Source organism: Streptomyces cyaneochromogenes (genome assembly GCF_003963535.1).
Classification (GTDB): Bacteria; Actinomycetota; Actinomycetes; order Streptomycetales; family Streptomycetaceae; genus Streptomyces; species Streptomyces shaanxiensis.
Window position 1 is genome coordinate 8,842,926 of record NZ_CP034539.1, and the last position, 15,516, is coordinate 8,858,441.

Here is a 15,516-nt window from a genome sequence, read left to right on the forward strand (position 1 = left end):
TTCCTACTCGCCCCGGCGCTGCACGAGGCGCCAGTTGATGACCGAGAAGAGCACGACGACGAGGAAGATGCCCCACGCCACCGCGGCTCCGTATCCGAAGTCGTTGTTGTCGAAGGTCTGCTGGAAGAAGTAGAGGACCATCGTCTGGCCCGAGTGGCCCGGACCGCCCGCGAACGTCGAGTCGTTGGACGAGGTCTGGAGCAGGACCTGCGGTTCGGAGAAGCTCTGCAGGCCGGTGACCGTCGAGACGACGAGCACGAAGAGCAGCGTGGGGCGCAGCAGCGGCAGCGTGATCCGGAAGAAGGTCTGGATCGGACCGGCGCCGTCCATGCGCGCCGCCTCGTACAGGTCGCTCGGGATGGTCTGGAGTCCGGCGAGGAAGATGATGGCGTTGTAGCCGGTCCACTGCCACGTCATCAGTGCCGCGATGGTGACCTTGATGCCCCACGGCGTGTTCAGCCAGGCCACCTGGTCGATGCCCACCGCGTTGAGGACGGCGTTCACCATGCCGGCGTTGGTGGAGAAGATCGAGCCGAAGACGATCGCGATGGCGACGACCGAGGTGACGTTCGGCAGGAAGTAGGCGACGCGGTACAGGCCCTTGAACCGGACCGCGGAGTTGAGCATCACGGCCGTGACCATCGCCAGGAAGATCATGGGGAAGGTGGCCAGCGCCCAGATGACGACCGTGTTGCCGATCGAGTTCCAGAAGTCGCTGTCGCTCAGCAGGTACTGGTACTGCGAAAGCCCGGCCCACTCCATCGAGCCGAGGCCGTCCCAGCGGTGGAAGGACAGGTAGAGCGAGAAGCCGACCGGGAAGAGGCCGAAGCCGAGGAAGATCAGGTAGAAGGGCGAGATGGCGGCGTAGAGGTGCCAGTACTTGCGGAAGCCGCTCTTCGGCTGTGCGGGAGCGGGCTGCGCGACGGCGGGCGGGGTCTGTTCGAGGACGGCCATCAGTAGCTCACCCCCAGGTGCTTCGCGATGCGACGGCACTTGCTCATGGCGTCACTCCAGGCCTTCTTCGGGTCCTTGCCGAGGACGCCGACGTTCTTGATCTCGTCCTTGATGGGCTGCCCGAGAGCGACGTCGTACGGGCTGTTGTAGGCGACCGCGATCTTCTGCGCGGCCGGCCCGAAGATGTCGGTCGTGACCTGGCCGCCGAAGAAGTCGTCCGGCTCCCGCATCTGCTTCAGGTCGTACGAGGCGGGCGTGGACGGGAAGAGGCCCGCGTCGACGTAACCCTGGGCCTGGTTGGCCGCGTTGAGTATCCAGGTGATGACCTCGAAGGCCCGCTCGGGCTCCCGGCACGCCTTGGTGATCGACAGGAACGAACCGCCGCTGTTCGCGGGCCGCACGGGCATCTGCGCCACCCGCCACCTGCCCTTGGTCTTCGGCACACCGTTCTTGATGTCGAAGCTGGCCCAGGAGGCGTTCAGCTGGCTCGGCAGCTTGCCGTCCTGGATGGCCGACAGCTGGTCCGGGGTGCCGCTGACCAGGTCCGAGACGATCCCGCGCCGCTTGGCCTCCACGGCGAGCGCCCAGGCCCGGCGCACGTGTTCCTGGTCGCCGATGAAGTGGCGGTCCTTGTCGACGTACCGCTTCGCGCCCTGCTCCACGACGTTCCCGAAGACGGAGTTGACGTCGGTGAGCAGCTTGGCCTGCGGGACGCGCTTGCCCAGTTGCACGCCCGCGTCGAAGAACTTCTCCCAGGTGTTCAGTTCGTTCGACACGTCGTCGGGTTCGTACGGCAGCCCCGCCTTGCGGAAGACCTCGTACTGGTAGTAGTGCGCGACCGGCCCGCAGTCGATCGGGAAGCCGACCATCGTGCCGTCGTCGGCTATGCCCTGGTCCCACTTCCAGGACAGGTACTGGCTCTTGTACTTCTCCGCGCCCAGCGTCCGCAGATCGATGAACTGGTCCGCGTTCGGCAGATAGGCGGCCATGTCCTCGCCCTTGAGCCCCGCGATGTCGGGGATGTGGGCCCGGCCGGTGATGGTGGTGATGAGCTTGGAGCGGTACTGGCCGCCGATCTGGATGGCCTGGAGGTCCACCGAGCTGTCGTAGCGGGCCTTGGCGTTCTTGACGACCGTGTCGCTCAGGCCGCCGCTCCAGTACCAGAGGACCATGTTCCGGCCGGTCGAGCCGGTCGGAACGGCACAGCCGGACGCCAGGCCGCCGAGCGCCGTGGCGGCCGTACCGGCCAGGCCCGCGCGCAGCAGGCCTCTTCGTGAGAGCCGCACAGCTCCCACCGCCTTTCGGATCTGTTCGGGACTTCGCATGGGAGGGGCATGTGGGGGCGCACGTGTGTGGGGCACGTGGGGTGGGGAGGTCAGTTCTGCCGTGCGGGAGGAGTCACCGGGGCGTACGCGACCGGGGGACCGGGATCCGCCGGGAGCCGGTCCGCGAGGAAGCCGTACGTCCGTTTCAGCTCGGGGTCGGTCAGGGAACGCCACCAGCGGTCGACGCCGTACCAGCCGGGGGCGGCCAGGGCGCCGCCGTGCCGCTGGACGGACAGCCCGGCGGACAGGACGGCGAACCTGAGCCGTTCCTCCAGGGACCAGCCGCCCAGCGAGGCCGCGACGAAGCTCGCCCCGAACACGTCGCCGGCGCCCGTGGCGTCGAGGACGTCGACATCCAGGGCGGGCACCTCGGCGTACTCACCGGTCACCTGGTCCACGGCGACCGCGCCGTCACCGCCGCGCGTCACCACGGCCACCGGCACCAGCTCGCTGAGCGTCCACAGGGCCGCGACCGCGCTGTCGGTGCGGGTGTAGGCCATGGCCTCGGTCTCGTTGGGGAGGAAGGCGTGGCACAGACGGAGCTGGTCGAGCAGGTCGGTGGACCACTGCTGGGTGGGGTCCCAGCCGACGTCGGCGTAGATGTGCGTGCCGTTCGCGGCGGCCTTGGCCAGCCACTCGCGGGGTTCGGCCTCGATGTGCACGAGGGCGGTGCGCGCCTCGGGCGGGTCGCCCATCAGCGCGTCCTGCGAGTGCGGGGGTTCCTGGCCGTGGGTGACGAGGGCACGGTCGTGGCCGTAGGCGAGCGAGACGGTGACCGGGGTGGGCCAGCGGTCCGCGGTGCGGGACAGCGAGAGGTCGATGCCCTCCTGGTCGCACAGGATGTCCCGGCAGTACTCGCCGTAGAGGTCGTCGCCGAACACCGTGGCCAGCGAGGTCCTCAGGCCGAAGCGGGCGGCCGCCACCGCCAGGTTGGCGATGCCGCCCGGGCCGCAGCCCATGCCGCCGGTCCAGATCTCCTCGCCCGGTGTCGGCGGCTTGCCGAGCCCCGTCAGGACGAGGTCGTAGAAGAGCAGCCCGGTCAGCAGCACATCGGGCCGGTCGTCGTCCACGGTTGCGTCCTCTCGTTCGGGACCCGCTCAACAGAGCTCGTCAAAACTCTTCAATTCGGTGACCGGAATCGTGCGCCGCTCGGAGAGATTGGTCAATACCCGAGCAGAAATGAGCATGGCGATGATTGAAGATGACGAGTAGTGTTCACGGCGTGCTAGCGGAACGACGACACCAACTCATCCTGCGGGCCCTGCGCGCCGGTGGCCCCGCGGCCGTGACCGATCTCTCCGAACAGCTGGGTGTGAGCCCCGCCACGATCAGGCGTGACCTGGTCAAACTCGAGGAGGACGGCCTGCTCACCCGGGTCCACGGCGGCGCGGTCGCGGACGAGGGCGACCAGCCCTTCGCCGAGGTCGCCGAGGTGCGCGTGCCCGAGAAGGACGCCATAGCCGCGCATGCGGCCGCGATGATCGAAGACGGTCAGTCGGTGCTGCTCGACATCGGCACCACCGCCTTCCGGCTGGCCCGCCAGCTGCACGGCCGCCGCCTCACCGTGATCACCAGCAACCTGGTGGTCTACGAGGAGCTCGCCGACGACGAGGGCATCGAGCTGGTGCTGCTCGGCGGCATGCTCCGCCGCGAGTACCGCTCCCTGGTCGGCTTCCTCACCGAGGACAATCTGCGCCAGCTGCACGCCGACTGGCTGTTCCTCGGCACCAGTGGGGTGCGGCCCGGCGGGCAGGTCATGGACACCACGGTCGTCGAGGTGCCGGTCAAGCGGGCCATGATCAAGGCCGGCGACAGGGTCGTCCTGCTCGCCGACTCGGCGAAGTTCCCCGGGCACGGGATGGCGAAGGTGTGCGGTCCCGAGGATCTGGACGTGGTGGTGACGAACGCGCCGGTCGACACGGCGACGCGGGCTTCCCTGGAGGAGGCGGGCGTCGAGGTCGTCGTGGCGGGAAAGGTGCAGACGTGAAGCTGACGATTCTGGGCGGCGGCGGATTCCGCGTGCCGCTCGTGTACGGGGCGCTCCTGGGCGATCGCGCCGAGGGCCGGGTCACCCACGTCGTGCTGCACGACCTGGACGCAGGCCGCCTGAACGCCGTGACCCGAGTCCTCGCCGAACAGGCGGCCGGGATCCCCGACGCCCCCGAGGTGACCGCCACCACCGACCTGGACGAGGCCCTGCGCGGCGCCGACTTCGTCTTCTCGGCGATCCGCGTCGGCGGCCTGGAGGGCAGGGCGAACGACGAGCGGGTCGCGCTCGCCGAGGGCGTCCTCGGTCAGGAGACGGTCGGCGCGGGCGGCATCGCCTACGGCCTGCGGACCGTCCCGGTCGCCGTCGACATCGCGCAGCGGGTGGCCCGTCTGGCGCCGGACGCCTGGGTCATCAACTTCACCAACCCGGCCGGACTGGTCACCGAGGCCATGTCCCGCCACCTCGGCGACCGTGTCATCGGCATCTGCGACTCGCCGGTCGGCCTCGGCCGCCGTATCGCCCGCGTGCTCGGCGTGAAGAACCCCGGCGAGGCATGGATCGACTACGTCGGCCTCAACCACCTCGGCTGGGTCCGCGGCCTGCGCGTCGCCGGCCGCGACGAACTCCCGCGCCTGCTCGCCGACCCCGATCTGCTCGGCTCCTTCGAGGAGGGCAAGCTCTTCGGCGTCGACTGGCTCCGCTCCCTCGGCGCGATCCCGAACGAGTACCTGCACTACTACTACTTCAACCGGGAAGCCGTCCGCGCCTACCAGCAGGCGGAGAAGACCCGCGGCGCGTTCCTGCGCGACCAGCAGGCCGGCTTCTACGAGCAGATGCGCGACCCGGACGCCTCGGCACTGGAGATCTGGGACCGCACCCGCGCCGAGCGCGAGGCCACCTACATGTCCGAGAACCGGGAGACGGCCGGCGCCGGCGAACGCGACGCCGACGACCTGTCCGGCGGGTACGAGAAGGTGGCGCTCGCCCTGATGCGGGCCATCGCCCGCGACGAGCGCACGACCCTGATCCTCAACGTCCGCAACCAGGCCACCCTCTCCGTCCTCGACGCCGACGCCGTCATCGAGGTGCCCTGCCTGGTCGACGCCAACGGCGCCCACCCGGTCGCGGTCGCCCCGCTGCCCGACCACGCCACCGGGCTGGTCTGCGCGGTCAAGGCCGTCGAGCGCGAGGTGCTCGCCGCCGCCGAGTCCGGCGCCCGTACGACGGCGGTGAAGGCCTTCGCCCTGCACCCGCTCGTCGACTCCGTGAACGTGGCCCGTCGCCTCGTCGAGGGCTACACCGACGTTCACCCCGGTCTCGCGTACCTTAAGTAAGCCCCCTGACGGAAAGCGCTTTCCCGCCAGCCTCTCTGGAGACCCCTCATGCACGACGAACGCCGCCGCATCGAAGAGCGCGTCGAGCGCCTCCACAACCAGCGCATCAAGCCCGCGATCTACGCGGCCACCGTTCCCTTCGAGGTCGAGGCCTGGCAGGCACCGGGGGAGCCCGTCTCCTTCGAGGAGGCCGCGGCCGCCCGGTACGAGCCCTTCGCGATGGACACCCCGTGGGGCCCGCCCTGGGGCACCACCTGGTTCCGCATGCGCGGCCGGGTGCCCGCCGAGTGGGCCGGACGCCGCGTCGAGGCCGTGATCGACCTCGGCTTCGTCGGCGACTGGCCCGGCAACCAGGCCGAGGCCCTGGTCCACCTGCCCGACGGCCGGCCCCTGAAGGCGGTCAACCCGCTCAACCAGTACGTGCCGATCGGCAACCCCGTCTCGGGCGGCGAGGAGATCGACTACCTGGTCGAGGCCGCCTCCAACCCCGACATCCTGGCCAATGACTTCGCGGCCCCCACCCCGCTCGGCGACATCCGCACCGCGGGCGACAAGCCCCTCTACACCTTCCAGCGCGCCGACATCGCCGTCCTGGACGAGGAGGTCTGGCACCTCGACCTGGACCTGCAGGTGCTGCGCGGGCTCATGGTCCACCTCGGCGAGCACGAGCCCCGCCGCCACGAGATCATGCACGCCCTCGACCGGGCCATGGACGCCCTGGACCTGGACGACATCGCCGGCAGCGCCACCGCCGTCCGCGCGATCCTCGCCCCCGTCCTGGCCCGCCCCGCCCACGCCAGCGCGCACACCGTCTCCGGCGTCGGCCACGCCCACATCGACTCGGCGTGGCTGTGGCCCATCCGCGAGACCAAGCGCAAGACGTCCCGCACCTTCTCCAACGTCACGTCGCTGGCCGACGAGTACGACGACTTCATCTTCGCCTGCTCGCAGGCCCAGCAGTACGAGTGGGTGCGCGACAACTATCCGCACGTGTGGGCCCGGATCCAGGAGTCCGTGAAGAAGGGCCAGTGGGCGCCGGTCGGCGGCATGTGGGTCGAGGCCGACGGCAACCTGCCCGGCGGCGAGGCCATCGCCCGCCAGCTCATCCACGGCAAGCGGTTCTTCATCGAGCACTTCGGCGTCGAGACCAAGGGCGTCTGGCTGCCGGACTCCTTCGGCTACACCGCCGCCTACCCGCAGCTCGCCAAGCTGGCGGGCAACGAGTGGTTCCTCACCCAGAAGATCTCCTGGAACCAGACCAACAAGTTCCCCCACCACACCTTCTGGTGGGAGGGCATCGACGGCACCCGCATCTTCACCCACTTCCCGCCCGTCGACACCTACAACGCCCGCTTCAGCGGCGAGGAGATGGACCGCGCCGTCCGCAACTACTCCGAGAAGGGCGGCGGCACGCGCTCCCTCGCCCCCTTCGGCTGGGGCGACGGCGGTGGCGGCCCCACCCGCGAGATCATGGAGCGGGCACGCCGGCTGGCCGACCTGGAGGGCTCGCCCAAGGTCGTCATCGAGCACCCCGACGAGTTCTTCGCCCAGGCCCGCGCGGAGTACGAGGACGCCCCCGTATGGGTCGGCGAGCTGTACCTGGAGCTCCACCGGGCGACGTACACCTCCCAGGCCCGCACCAAGCAGGGCAACCGCCGCAGCGAACACCGGCTCCGCGAGGCCGAGCTGTGGGCGACGACCGCGGCCCTGCACGCGCCGGGCTACGCGTACCCGTACGAGAAGCTCGACCGGCTCTGGAAGACCGTCCTCCTCCACCAGTTCCACGACATCCTGCCGGGGTCGTCCATCGCCTGGGTGCACCGCGAGGCCGAGGCCGAATACGCCAGGGTGGCCGAGGAACTGGAGGCCCTGACGGCGGAGGCGGTTGCCGCGCTCGGCGGTGGTCAGGCCCGGGTCTTCAACACGAGCCCGTTCGAGCGTGCCGAGGTGGTCCGTACGGCCGAGGGCGCACCGGCGTACGTGAAGGTGCCCGCGAGCGGCAGCGCGCCCCTCGACGCCGCCGAGCCCGCGCATCCGGTCTCGGTCTCCGGCCGTGTCCTCGACAACGGCCTGATCCGGGTCGAGGTGGCGCAGGACGGCACACTGGCCTCCGTACGGGACCTGCGGGCCGGCCGAGAGGTCCTGGCGGAGAAGGGCAACCTGCTGCGCCTGCACACCGACCTGCCCAACTACTGGGACGCCTGGGACATCGACAAGCACTACAGGAACCGCTTCACCGACCTGCTGGAGGCCGAGTCGGTCACCGTGGTCGAGGCGGACCCGCTGGTCGGCGCGATCCGGGTCGAGCGCGCCTTCGGCAAGGGCTCGAAGCTCACCCAGACGATCACGGTCCGGGCCGGCAGCCCCCGTATCGACTTCGAGACCGAGATCGACTGGCACGAGGCCGAGAAGATCCTCAAGGCCGGCTTCCCGGTGGACATCCGCGCCCCGCACTCCTCCGCCGAGATCCAGTTCGGCCACATCCAGCGCCCCACCCACACCAACACCAGCTGGGAGGCGGCCCGCTTCGAGGTCTCCGGCCACCGCTGGGTACACATCGCCGAGCCCGGCTACGGCGTCGCCGTCATCAACGACTCGACGTACGGCCACGACGTGACCCGCACGGTCCGCGAGGACGGCGGTACGACGACCCGGGTCAGCCTCAGCCTGGTGCGCGCCCCGCGCGTCCCGGACCCCGAGGCCGACCAGGGCATGCACCGCTTCACCTACTCCCTGCTTCCCGGCGCGAGCATCGAGGACGCCGTCGCCGAGGGCTACTCCCTCAACCTCCCCCTGCGGGTGGCGGACGCGGCGGGCGCGCCCGAGCCGGTCGTCTCCGTGGACGGCGACGGGGTGACCGTCGAGGCGGTCAAGCTGGCCGACGACCGGTCCGGCGACGTCGTCGTACGCCTCTACGAGTCCCGAGGCGGCCGGGCGACCGGCGTCGTCCGCACCGGCTTCCCGCTCGCTGGCGCCCAGGTGACCGACCTGCTGGAGCGCCCGCTGGCAAAGGACGCGGACGTCACCGCGGACGGCGGGGTGGCGGTCGCCCTGCGCCCGTTCCAGGTCCTCACGCTCCGCCTGAAGCGCGCCGAGGGGAGCTGAGCCGGTGCCGATGCAACCCTGGTTCACCGACGCCAAGTTGGGGATCTTCATCCACTGGGGCATCTATGCCGTGGACGGCGTACAGGAGTCCTGGTCGTTCTACGACGACATCGTCCCGTACGACCGGTACATGTCCCAGTTCGACCGCTTCACCGCTTCCCGCTACGACCCGCGCGACTGGGCGAAGCTGTTCGCGCGGGCCGGCGCCCGGTACGCCGTCCTGACCAGCCGCCACCACGACGGCGTGGCCCTCTGGGACACGGCCCACGGCGATCTGAACGTGGGCCGGGACCTGATCGGCGGCTACTCGGACGCCCTGCGCGAGCAGGGCCTCAAGGTCGGCCTGTACTACTCGCACTCGGACTGGAGCCACCCCGACTACGCCTCCACGCGCAAGCCGGGCCGCCCGCCGGAGCTGGAGGACAACCGCTACTCCGAAGTCGCCGCGGAATTCGAGGACCTGGACGCCTGGGAACGCTTTCTCGCCTACCGGGACGGCCAGATCCGCGAACTCACCTCCCGCTACAAGCCGGACCTTCTGTGGTTCGACGGCGAGTGGGACCGCAGCGAGGAGCAGTGGCGCATCCCCGAACTGGCCGCGCTCATCCGCTCCGAGGTGCCGGACGTCGTATTCAACGCCCGCATGCTCAGCGAGGGCGACTACGCGACGCCGGAGCAGGGCGCCCCGGTCATTCCGCCGGATGGCCCCTGGGAACTCTGCCTGACCCTCAACGACTCCTGGGGCCACCAGCACCACGACCACAACCACAAGTCGGTCGACCAACTGGTCCGCTACTTCACGGAGACGATCGGGGGAGGGGGCAACCTGCTGCTCAGTGTCGGTCCGAGGGAGGACGGCACGATCCCGCAGGAGCACGTCGAGCGCCTGGAGGGGCTCGGCGACTGGATCGCGAAGCACGCGGAGGCGGTGTACGGCACCGAGCGCGGTCTCCCGGCCGGACACCACTACGGCCCGAGCACCCTCTCCAAGGACCGCCGCACCCTGTACCTGATCCTCTTCGACGCCCCGCGCGCAGAGATCAACGTACGCGGGCTGCTCGGTTCGGTACGCCGGGTCACGGTGCTCGGCAGCGGCACGGAACTCGCCCACCGCATCACCGGCGGCCTGCACGAGACGCCGGGCGTCCTGTGGATCGAACCGCCCGCCGCGGCGGACCTCGACCCGCACGCCACGGTGCTGGCCGTGGAGTTGGACGGCGAGCTGGAGCTGTACCGGGGCTCGGGCCGCTTCTGACCCCTTCAGGCCCCGAGGGTCAACTCGGACCGGTCGGCCGCCGCCCCCGTGACAGCGGTCGGCCGGCCCGAATCCCCCGTGCTTCCCCTGCTTCCCCCGTTGTGGTGCGTTCCCCGTTGTGGTGCGTTCCCCCGTACCCCGTTGTTCCCCCGTTGCCTTTCACTCCTATGAGCGCGCGGTCGGCGCCCTGATACACCCTCCGGGAAAGAAAGTTTCTCCGGGCGCGGGCGACCGCGGCCTCAGCCGGTGAACCCGGCCGTGATGGACGTGAACTGCCAGTTGCTCTGGCTGATCCCGGAGCAGTTGCTCGTCACGCCGCCGCCCGGGCAGGGCCGGTCGCGGTTGACCGACCAGAAGGCGAGACGGGCGATGTGGTGGGAGTTCGCCCAGTCGCGGATCTGGGTCCAGGTCGCGGGCGAGGTGAGCTCCTGCTGGTCGGACAGGCCGTTCATGCCGGAGATGCCGATGCGGGCGTAGGCCGTGGCGTCGTCCCACCCGAAGGTGGACTTCAGCTTGTTCTTCAGCCCTTCCGTGGCGTTCACGGTGTTGCCGTACATGTCGGCACCGCCGCCGAAGTCGAACGGCATGATCGTGAAGACGTCGATGTCCGCGTTGAGCGCCTTGGCCTGCTCGATGAGCCGGTTGCCCCAGTAGGTCGGGCCGGTCGTCGAGGTGCCGAAGGTGATGATGGTCCGCAGCCCCGGGTTGTTCGCCTTGACGATCTTCAGGGCGTTCAGGATCCGGTCCTGCACGGTCGCGTTCTCGAACTCGTCGGTGTTCTCGATGTCGACGTCGATCGCCTTGAGCCCGTACGCGTCGATGACCTTCTGATAGGCCCCCGCCAGCGCCTCCGCCGACGAGCAATTCGGCCCGAGCTTGTTGCCGCTCCACCCGCCGATCGACGGCACGATGTCACCGCCCGCGGAGCGGATGGAGTTGATGACGCTCTGGTCGTTGCCGCCGGTCAGCGCACGCTGCCCGTCCCAGGCGGGGTTGCAGCCCCCGGAGGACAGGATGAACGCCATCGTGTACCACTTGATGCCGGTCGCGCTCATCACCGAGGTGGCGCTCGGCGGGTCGCCCCAGCCCAGGTACAGATAGGGCGCGGCCTGCTTGAAGCCGGTACCGCCACCGCCGCCGGGGTCCGTCGTGACGGTGACGGCGTTGGAGGCCCCGGACACGTTCCCGGCCGCGTCCCGGGCCTTCACCGTGAAGGTGTGGCTCGTACTCGGCGACAGGCCGCTGACCGTGGCACTCGTCCCCGACACGCTGAGCACCTGGGCGGCGCCCCGGTAGATGTCGTACGCCGTCACCCCGACGTTGTCCGTCGAGGCGTTCCACGCCAGCGACACGCTCGACGACGTCTTGCCGGTGGACCGCAGGCTGCCCGGCACGCTCGGCGCCTGACTGTCCGATCCGCCGCCACCGGGCCCGTCGAGGCTGATGTCGTCGGCGTGGTAGGTGCCCTGGGCGTACCAGCCATGGACGTAGACGGTGGCGCTGGTCTGCGACGCGCCGGTCGTGAAGGAGACGGACAGTCGGCTGTACGCCGACGGAGACGACGTCCATGTCGAGGCACCGCCGTCCACGCCGAGGTAGACGTAGGATCCGCGCACCCAGCCGCTGAGCGTGTACGCCGTGTTCGGCTGGACCGAGAGGGTCTGTCCGCATTTGGCGATGTCGCTCGAACTGACCGCCCCGGCAAGGGCTTTGGAGCCGCCGTGCACGGGGGAGGAGACGACCGACCCGAGGCTGCCGGAGCAGGACCAGGGGGAGAGGGAACCGGATTCGAAGCCGGGGTTGGTGAGGATGTTGGCCGCCTGGGCCGTACCGGGAAGCGCGACGGCTCCGGCGACGGCGAGTGCGGCGGAGCCGAGCAGGGCGAGAAGGCGACGTCTGAGACGTCTGAGGGGTTGGTTGCGCACGCGATCTCCCTGGGGAATGTGGGGTGTTCGGGAGTGCACGAGGTGCAGAGAGGTACGCAGACCAAGTTGGTATGGACCAATCCCTCTGTCAAGCTCTGACGCCGGGATTGGTCCACACCGGGGAGGTGACGTCCTTCAGGGGCGCGGGGAACTGCGCGACAAGCCACAAACAACCCGCACCCGGCAGACAACCTAAAGTGGCAGCACCTGAGCCGCCCCCACCGAGTCAACCGCCGGAGGCGCAGGCATCGCCGACAGCAACGGCTCCTCAACCTCCGCCCGCTGCTGCGGAATGGACACCGGTCGCACCGGCCGCGGTCCCGACACGACCGTGTAGTCCTGACCGACGAACGGCGGTGCAACCTCCCCCGGGTCATCGCCGAGGGCCAACCGCACAGCCAGCCAAGGCACGTTGACCCCGCACAACGACAGCTGGTGCAACCCACCCGCCGGCCGCGTGTTGACATCCATCAGCACCGGCGTCTCCCCGAACATCCGGAACTGGATGTTGGACAGGTAGTGCAGCCCGAACCCCTCGGCGATCCGCCGCGCCGGCTCCAGCCACTGCTCCTGCAGGGTGAACCCACGACGCCGGCCGTTCTTGCTGCGGCCGATCGCCAGCCGCACCCGGTTGTCCGGCCCGGTGAGGCAGTCCACGGACACCTCGGGCTGCTCGAGGCGCGGCATGACCAGCCAGTCCACCGGCTCGTCGGCCCGCCGCAACGCGTCCAGCACCAGATCCAGCTGGACGTACGGCGTGGGGAACCCGTTGAGGTGCATGAGCGAGAAGGGGGAGCGCGTGATGATCCGGAAACCCACCCCACCCGCACCGGAGGCCGGCTTGAAGCACGCCTTGTACCCGCGCGCCTCCAACTCCTCGACGGCGGACTCGAGTTCGTCGGCGGTGCGCACCCGCCACCACGGCGGCACCGGCACCCCGATCGCCTGCACGGCCTCGTACGCGATCACCTTGTCGTGGAAGACCGCCACGGCCTCCGGCGGCGGCGCCAGCAGCGCCGTGCCGACCGCCTCGAACTCCGCGCGGTGCGCGACGATCGCCGACTGGTGCATCCGCGGCACGAAGACGTCGATGCCACGGCGCCGGCACTGGGCGAGCGCGTACTCGACGTACCCGGCCGGGGACAGGCCCTCCGGCTCGAGATCGGCGGTGTCGGCGGCGGCCAGCACCGGCGAGTCGGCGTCCCCGTGCGTCGCATGGATCTCGACGGCCCGATCGCTGGGATTTCTCCGCAGCTGATCCATGAAGAACACGTTCTCCGCGTACGTGCGGTTGAGCCAGACGCGTACGCGAGAGACCATGCAGGGCCGTCCTTTCGGGGTTCGCGGGCAGGGCAAAGCAGGCCCGTACCCGGGCAGGGTGTTTGGAGGGACACCAAAATCGCCCCGTGCGAAGGGACGTTCAAGGCGGTGGTGTTGGGGCGATCATACGGCTTTCAAAGGGCGCCGCGTGCAACGTACGTGTTACGGATTTCGCGATCATGTCGACGTGATCCCGCCTTGTCCTCGCGCGGCACCATATGGTCTCGTGGAGTCGTTCGGGTGATCGAAAGGGGCGAGGGGTGACGTCGACGGCCGGCGGTGGCGGACAGTTGCTGGCCATCAGCGACCTGCACATCGGCTACGAGGAGAACCGCGCCCTGGTCGAGAAGATGCGCCCCGGCTCGGACGAGGACTGGCTGCTCGTCGCCGGTGACGTGGCCGAGACCGTGGCGGACATCCGCTGGGCCCTCGAGACCCTCGCCGGGCGCTTTCGCAAGGTCGTCTGGGCGCCGGGCAACCACGAACTGTGGACCCACCCCAAGGACTCCGTCACCCTGCGCGGCGTCGCCCGCTACGAGCACCTGGTCGACCTGTGCCGGGAACTCGGCGTGATCACCCCCGAGGACCCCTACCCCATCTGGGACGGCCCCGGCGGCCCGGTGGCCGTGGCCCCGCTGTTCCTGCTGTACGACTACTCCTTCCTGCCCTCCGGCTGCACCACCAAGGAGGAAGGACTGCGGTACGCGCACGGGACCGGGATCGTCTGCAACGACGAGTTCCTGCTGCACCCGGACCCCTACCCGTCCCGGGAGGCCTGGTGCGAGGCCCGGGTCGCCGAGACCGAGCGCCGGCTCGCCGCACTGCCCGAGGACCTGCCCACCGTCCTCGTCAACCACTACCCGCTGGACCGCCATCCCATGGACGTCCTGTGGTACCCCGAGTTCGCCATGTGGTGCGGCACCCGGCTGACCGCGGACTGGCACCGCAGGTTCCGCGTGGAGACCATGGTCTACGGCCACCTCCACATCCCGCGCACCACCTGGCACGAGGGCGTCCGCTTCGAGGAGGTGTCGGTGGGGTACCCCCGGGAGTGGCGGAAGCGATCGGATCCACCGGGGCGGCTGCGCCGGATTCTGCCCAGGGAGGACGGGACCCGTTGATCGAGGAACTGCTGCCGGACGTGGTCGTCACCGTCGAGGCGTACGGCGACGAGGAGCCCCCGAACACGGCCCTGTACCCCGAGGAGGAGGCGGTCGTGGCCCGGGCGGTCGGCAAGCGCCGCCGGGAGTTCGCCGTCGTACGCTCCTGCGCCCGCCGCGCCATGGAGAAACTCGGCGTGCCGCCGCAGCCGATCCTGCCCGGTGAGCGCGGCGCCCCTGGCTGGCCGGCCGGGCTGGCCGGCAGCATGACCCACTGCGAGGGCTACCACGCCGCCGCCCTGGTCCGCGCCGCCGACCTGGCCTCCCTCGGCATCGATGCCGAGCCCCATCAGACGCTCCCGGAGGGCGTCCTGTCGGCCGTTGCCCTGCCCGCCGAGGCGGCCCGGCTGCGCCGTCTGGCCGACGAGCACCCGCGCGTCCACTGGGACCGGCTCCTGTTCAGCGCCAAGGAGTCCGTCTACAAGGCGTGGTTCCCCCTCACCGGAAAGTGGCTGGACTTCACCGAGGCCGACATCGAGTTCTCCACCGACCCCGGTGAGCCGTACGGCGGTGGCTTCCGGGCCCGGCTCCTCGTCCCGGGACCGTGGGTGGGCGACCACCAGGTGGACCTCTTCGAGGGGCGGTGGACGGTCCGACGAGGGCTGGTGGCGACAGCGGTGAGCGTGCCGCACGCCTGAGCCCGTCGTGAGCGTGCCGCATGAAACCGGCCCGCGCCGGGCGCCCGGTGCAGGCGCCCGGCGGTCCGCTCCCGGTCAGCTACGGTTCCGCGGGGCACCAGCTCTGCAGCAGCCGGAAGAACTCCTCCTCGTTGCCGCTCAGTCCCGCGTCCGCCAGGGCCTGTTCCGCCTCGGCGAGGACGGAGGGCGGGACCAGGGGTGGTCGGCGGGAGCCGGGGGGACCGTCGAACGCGGCTCGTACGGTGTGCAACAGCCGCAGATAGGCCTGGACGGCGGTGCGCTCGCGGTCGGTCAGTACGGCGGTGGGCATCGGTCGGCTCTCCCCAAGTCGGCGTCGTCGCGTCGTGCCCCGCATATGAGGGCGTACCACCAGCTTGCCGTCCACCACTGACAATCGGGTCCGGCCACACCTCCGTTCGCCCGCTTAGCGGAGGCGAAACCTCCCCGAAATCCCTTGTGGAAAAGCCGTCCTACGCTGGAGGGAAGGGCTTTCGGCCGCGTTCTCGCGGC

General features: G+C 70.1%; 12 protein-coding genes. 6 read left to right on the forward strand and 6 right to left on the reverse strand.

The window, feature by feature from the left end; translation table 11 throughout:
* Positions 1 to 3 precede the first annotated feature (3 nt).
* From EJ357_RS39925 to EJ357_RS39935, 3 genes are all read right to left on the reverse strand, one after another.
* Entirely contained in the window at positions 4 to 954 is a 951-nt protein-coding gene (locus EJ357_RS39925) for a carbohydrate ABC transporter permease (RefSeq protein ID WP_126396582.1), read from the reverse strand.
* The gene (locus EJ357_RS39930; protein WP_126400646.1) at positions 954 to 2,240 is read right to left on the reverse strand and encodes an ABC transporter substrate-binding protein; all 1,287 of its coding nucleotides are present in this window, start codon (positions 2,238 to 2,240) and stop codon (positions 954 to 956) included. The genes EJ357_RS39925 and EJ357_RS39930 overlap by 1 nt, the downstream gene beginning before the upstream one ends.
* An 89-nt stretch (positions 2,241 to 2,329) precedes the next feature.
* The gene (locus EJ357_RS39935) at positions 2,330 to 3,349 is read right to left on the reverse strand and encodes a carbohydrate kinase family protein (RefSeq protein WP_126396584.1); all 1,020 of its coding nucleotides are present in this window, start codon (positions 3,347 to 3,349) and stop codon (positions 2,330 to 2,332) included.
* A gap of 152 nt (positions 3,350 to 3,501) precedes the next feature.
* Here EJ357_RS39935 and EJ357_RS39940 point away from each other — a divergent pair, with 152 nt between their 5' ends.
* The 4 genes from EJ357_RS39940 to EJ357_RS39955 are packed head-to-tail and all read left to right on the forward strand — an operon-like array spanning position 3,502 to position 9,963.
* Positions 3,502 to 4,266, forward strand: coding sequence for a DeoR/GlpR family DNA-binding transcription regulator (locus EJ357_RS39940; RefSeq protein WP_126400649.1), 765 nt, complete (start codon positions 3,502 to 3,504; stop codon positions 4,264 to 4,266).
* Positions 4,263 to 5,603: a 6-phospho-beta-glucosidase gene (locus EJ357_RS39945; protein WP_126396586.1), complete on the forward strand. Its 1,341-nt coding sequence runs from the start codon at positions 4,263 to 4,265 to the stop codon at positions 5,601 to 5,603. The genes EJ357_RS39940 and EJ357_RS39945 overlap by 4 nt, the downstream gene beginning before the upstream one ends.
* Before the next feature lie 48 nt (positions 5,604 to 5,651).
* Complete coding sequence (locus tag EJ357_RS39950; protein WP_126396588.1) at positions 5,652 to 8,708, forward strand: alpha-mannosidase; 3,057 nt, start codon at positions 5,652 to 5,654, stop codon at positions 8,706 to 8,708.
* Between the two features lie 4 nt (positions 8,709 to 8,712).
* On the forward strand, positions 8,713 to 9,963 hold the full coding sequence (locus tag EJ357_RS39955; RefSeq protein ID WP_175647684.1) for an alpha-L-fucosidase: 1,251 nt from the start codon (positions 8,713 to 8,715) through the stop codon (positions 9,961 to 9,963).
* Positions 9,964 to 10,202: 239 nt separating this feature from the next.
* Here EJ357_RS39955 and EJ357_RS39960 read toward each other — a convergent pair whose 3' ends face one another.
* Together EJ357_RS39960 and EJ357_RS39965 are read right to left on the reverse strand one after the other, a co-directional pair.
* Positions 10,203 to 11,888, reverse strand: a complete 1,686-nt coding sequence (locus tag EJ357_RS39960) for a carbohydrate binding domain-containing protein (protein ID WP_126396590.1) — start codon at positions 11,886 to 11,888, stop codon at positions 10,203 to 10,205.
* Positions 11,889 to 12,080: 192 nt separating this feature from the next.
* On the reverse strand, positions 12,081 to 13,208 hold the full coding sequence (locus EJ357_RS39965) for an ATP-grasp domain-containing protein (RefSeq protein WP_126396592.1): 1,128 nt from the start codon (positions 13,206 to 13,208) through the stop codon (positions 12,081 to 12,083).
* Between the two features lie 260 nt (positions 13,209 to 13,468).
* Here EJ357_RS39965 and EJ357_RS39970 point away from each other — a divergent pair, with 260 nt between their 5' ends.
* A complete protein-coding gene (locus EJ357_RS39970) occupies positions 13,469 to 14,329 on the forward strand; it encodes a metallophosphoesterase family protein (protein ID WP_126396594.1) in 861 nt (286 codons plus the stop codon).
* Complete coding sequence (locus tag EJ357_RS39975; protein WP_126396596.1) at positions 14,326 to 15,006, forward strand: 4'-phosphopantetheinyl transferase family protein; 681 nt, start codon at positions 14,326 to 14,328, stop codon at positions 15,004 to 15,006. Before EJ357_RS39970 ends, EJ357_RS39975 begins: the two co-directional genes overlap by 4 nt.
* Positions 15,007 to 15,085: 79 nt before the next feature.
* On the opposite strand, the gene EJ357_RS39980 is transcribed toward EJ357_RS39975, so the two are convergent.
* Positions 15,086 to 15,316, reverse strand: coding sequence for a hypothetical protein (locus EJ357_RS39980; protein ID WP_126396598.1), 231 nt, complete (start codon positions 15,314 to 15,316; stop codon positions 15,086 to 15,088).
* Positions 15,317 to 15,516: the final 200 nt, after the last annotated feature.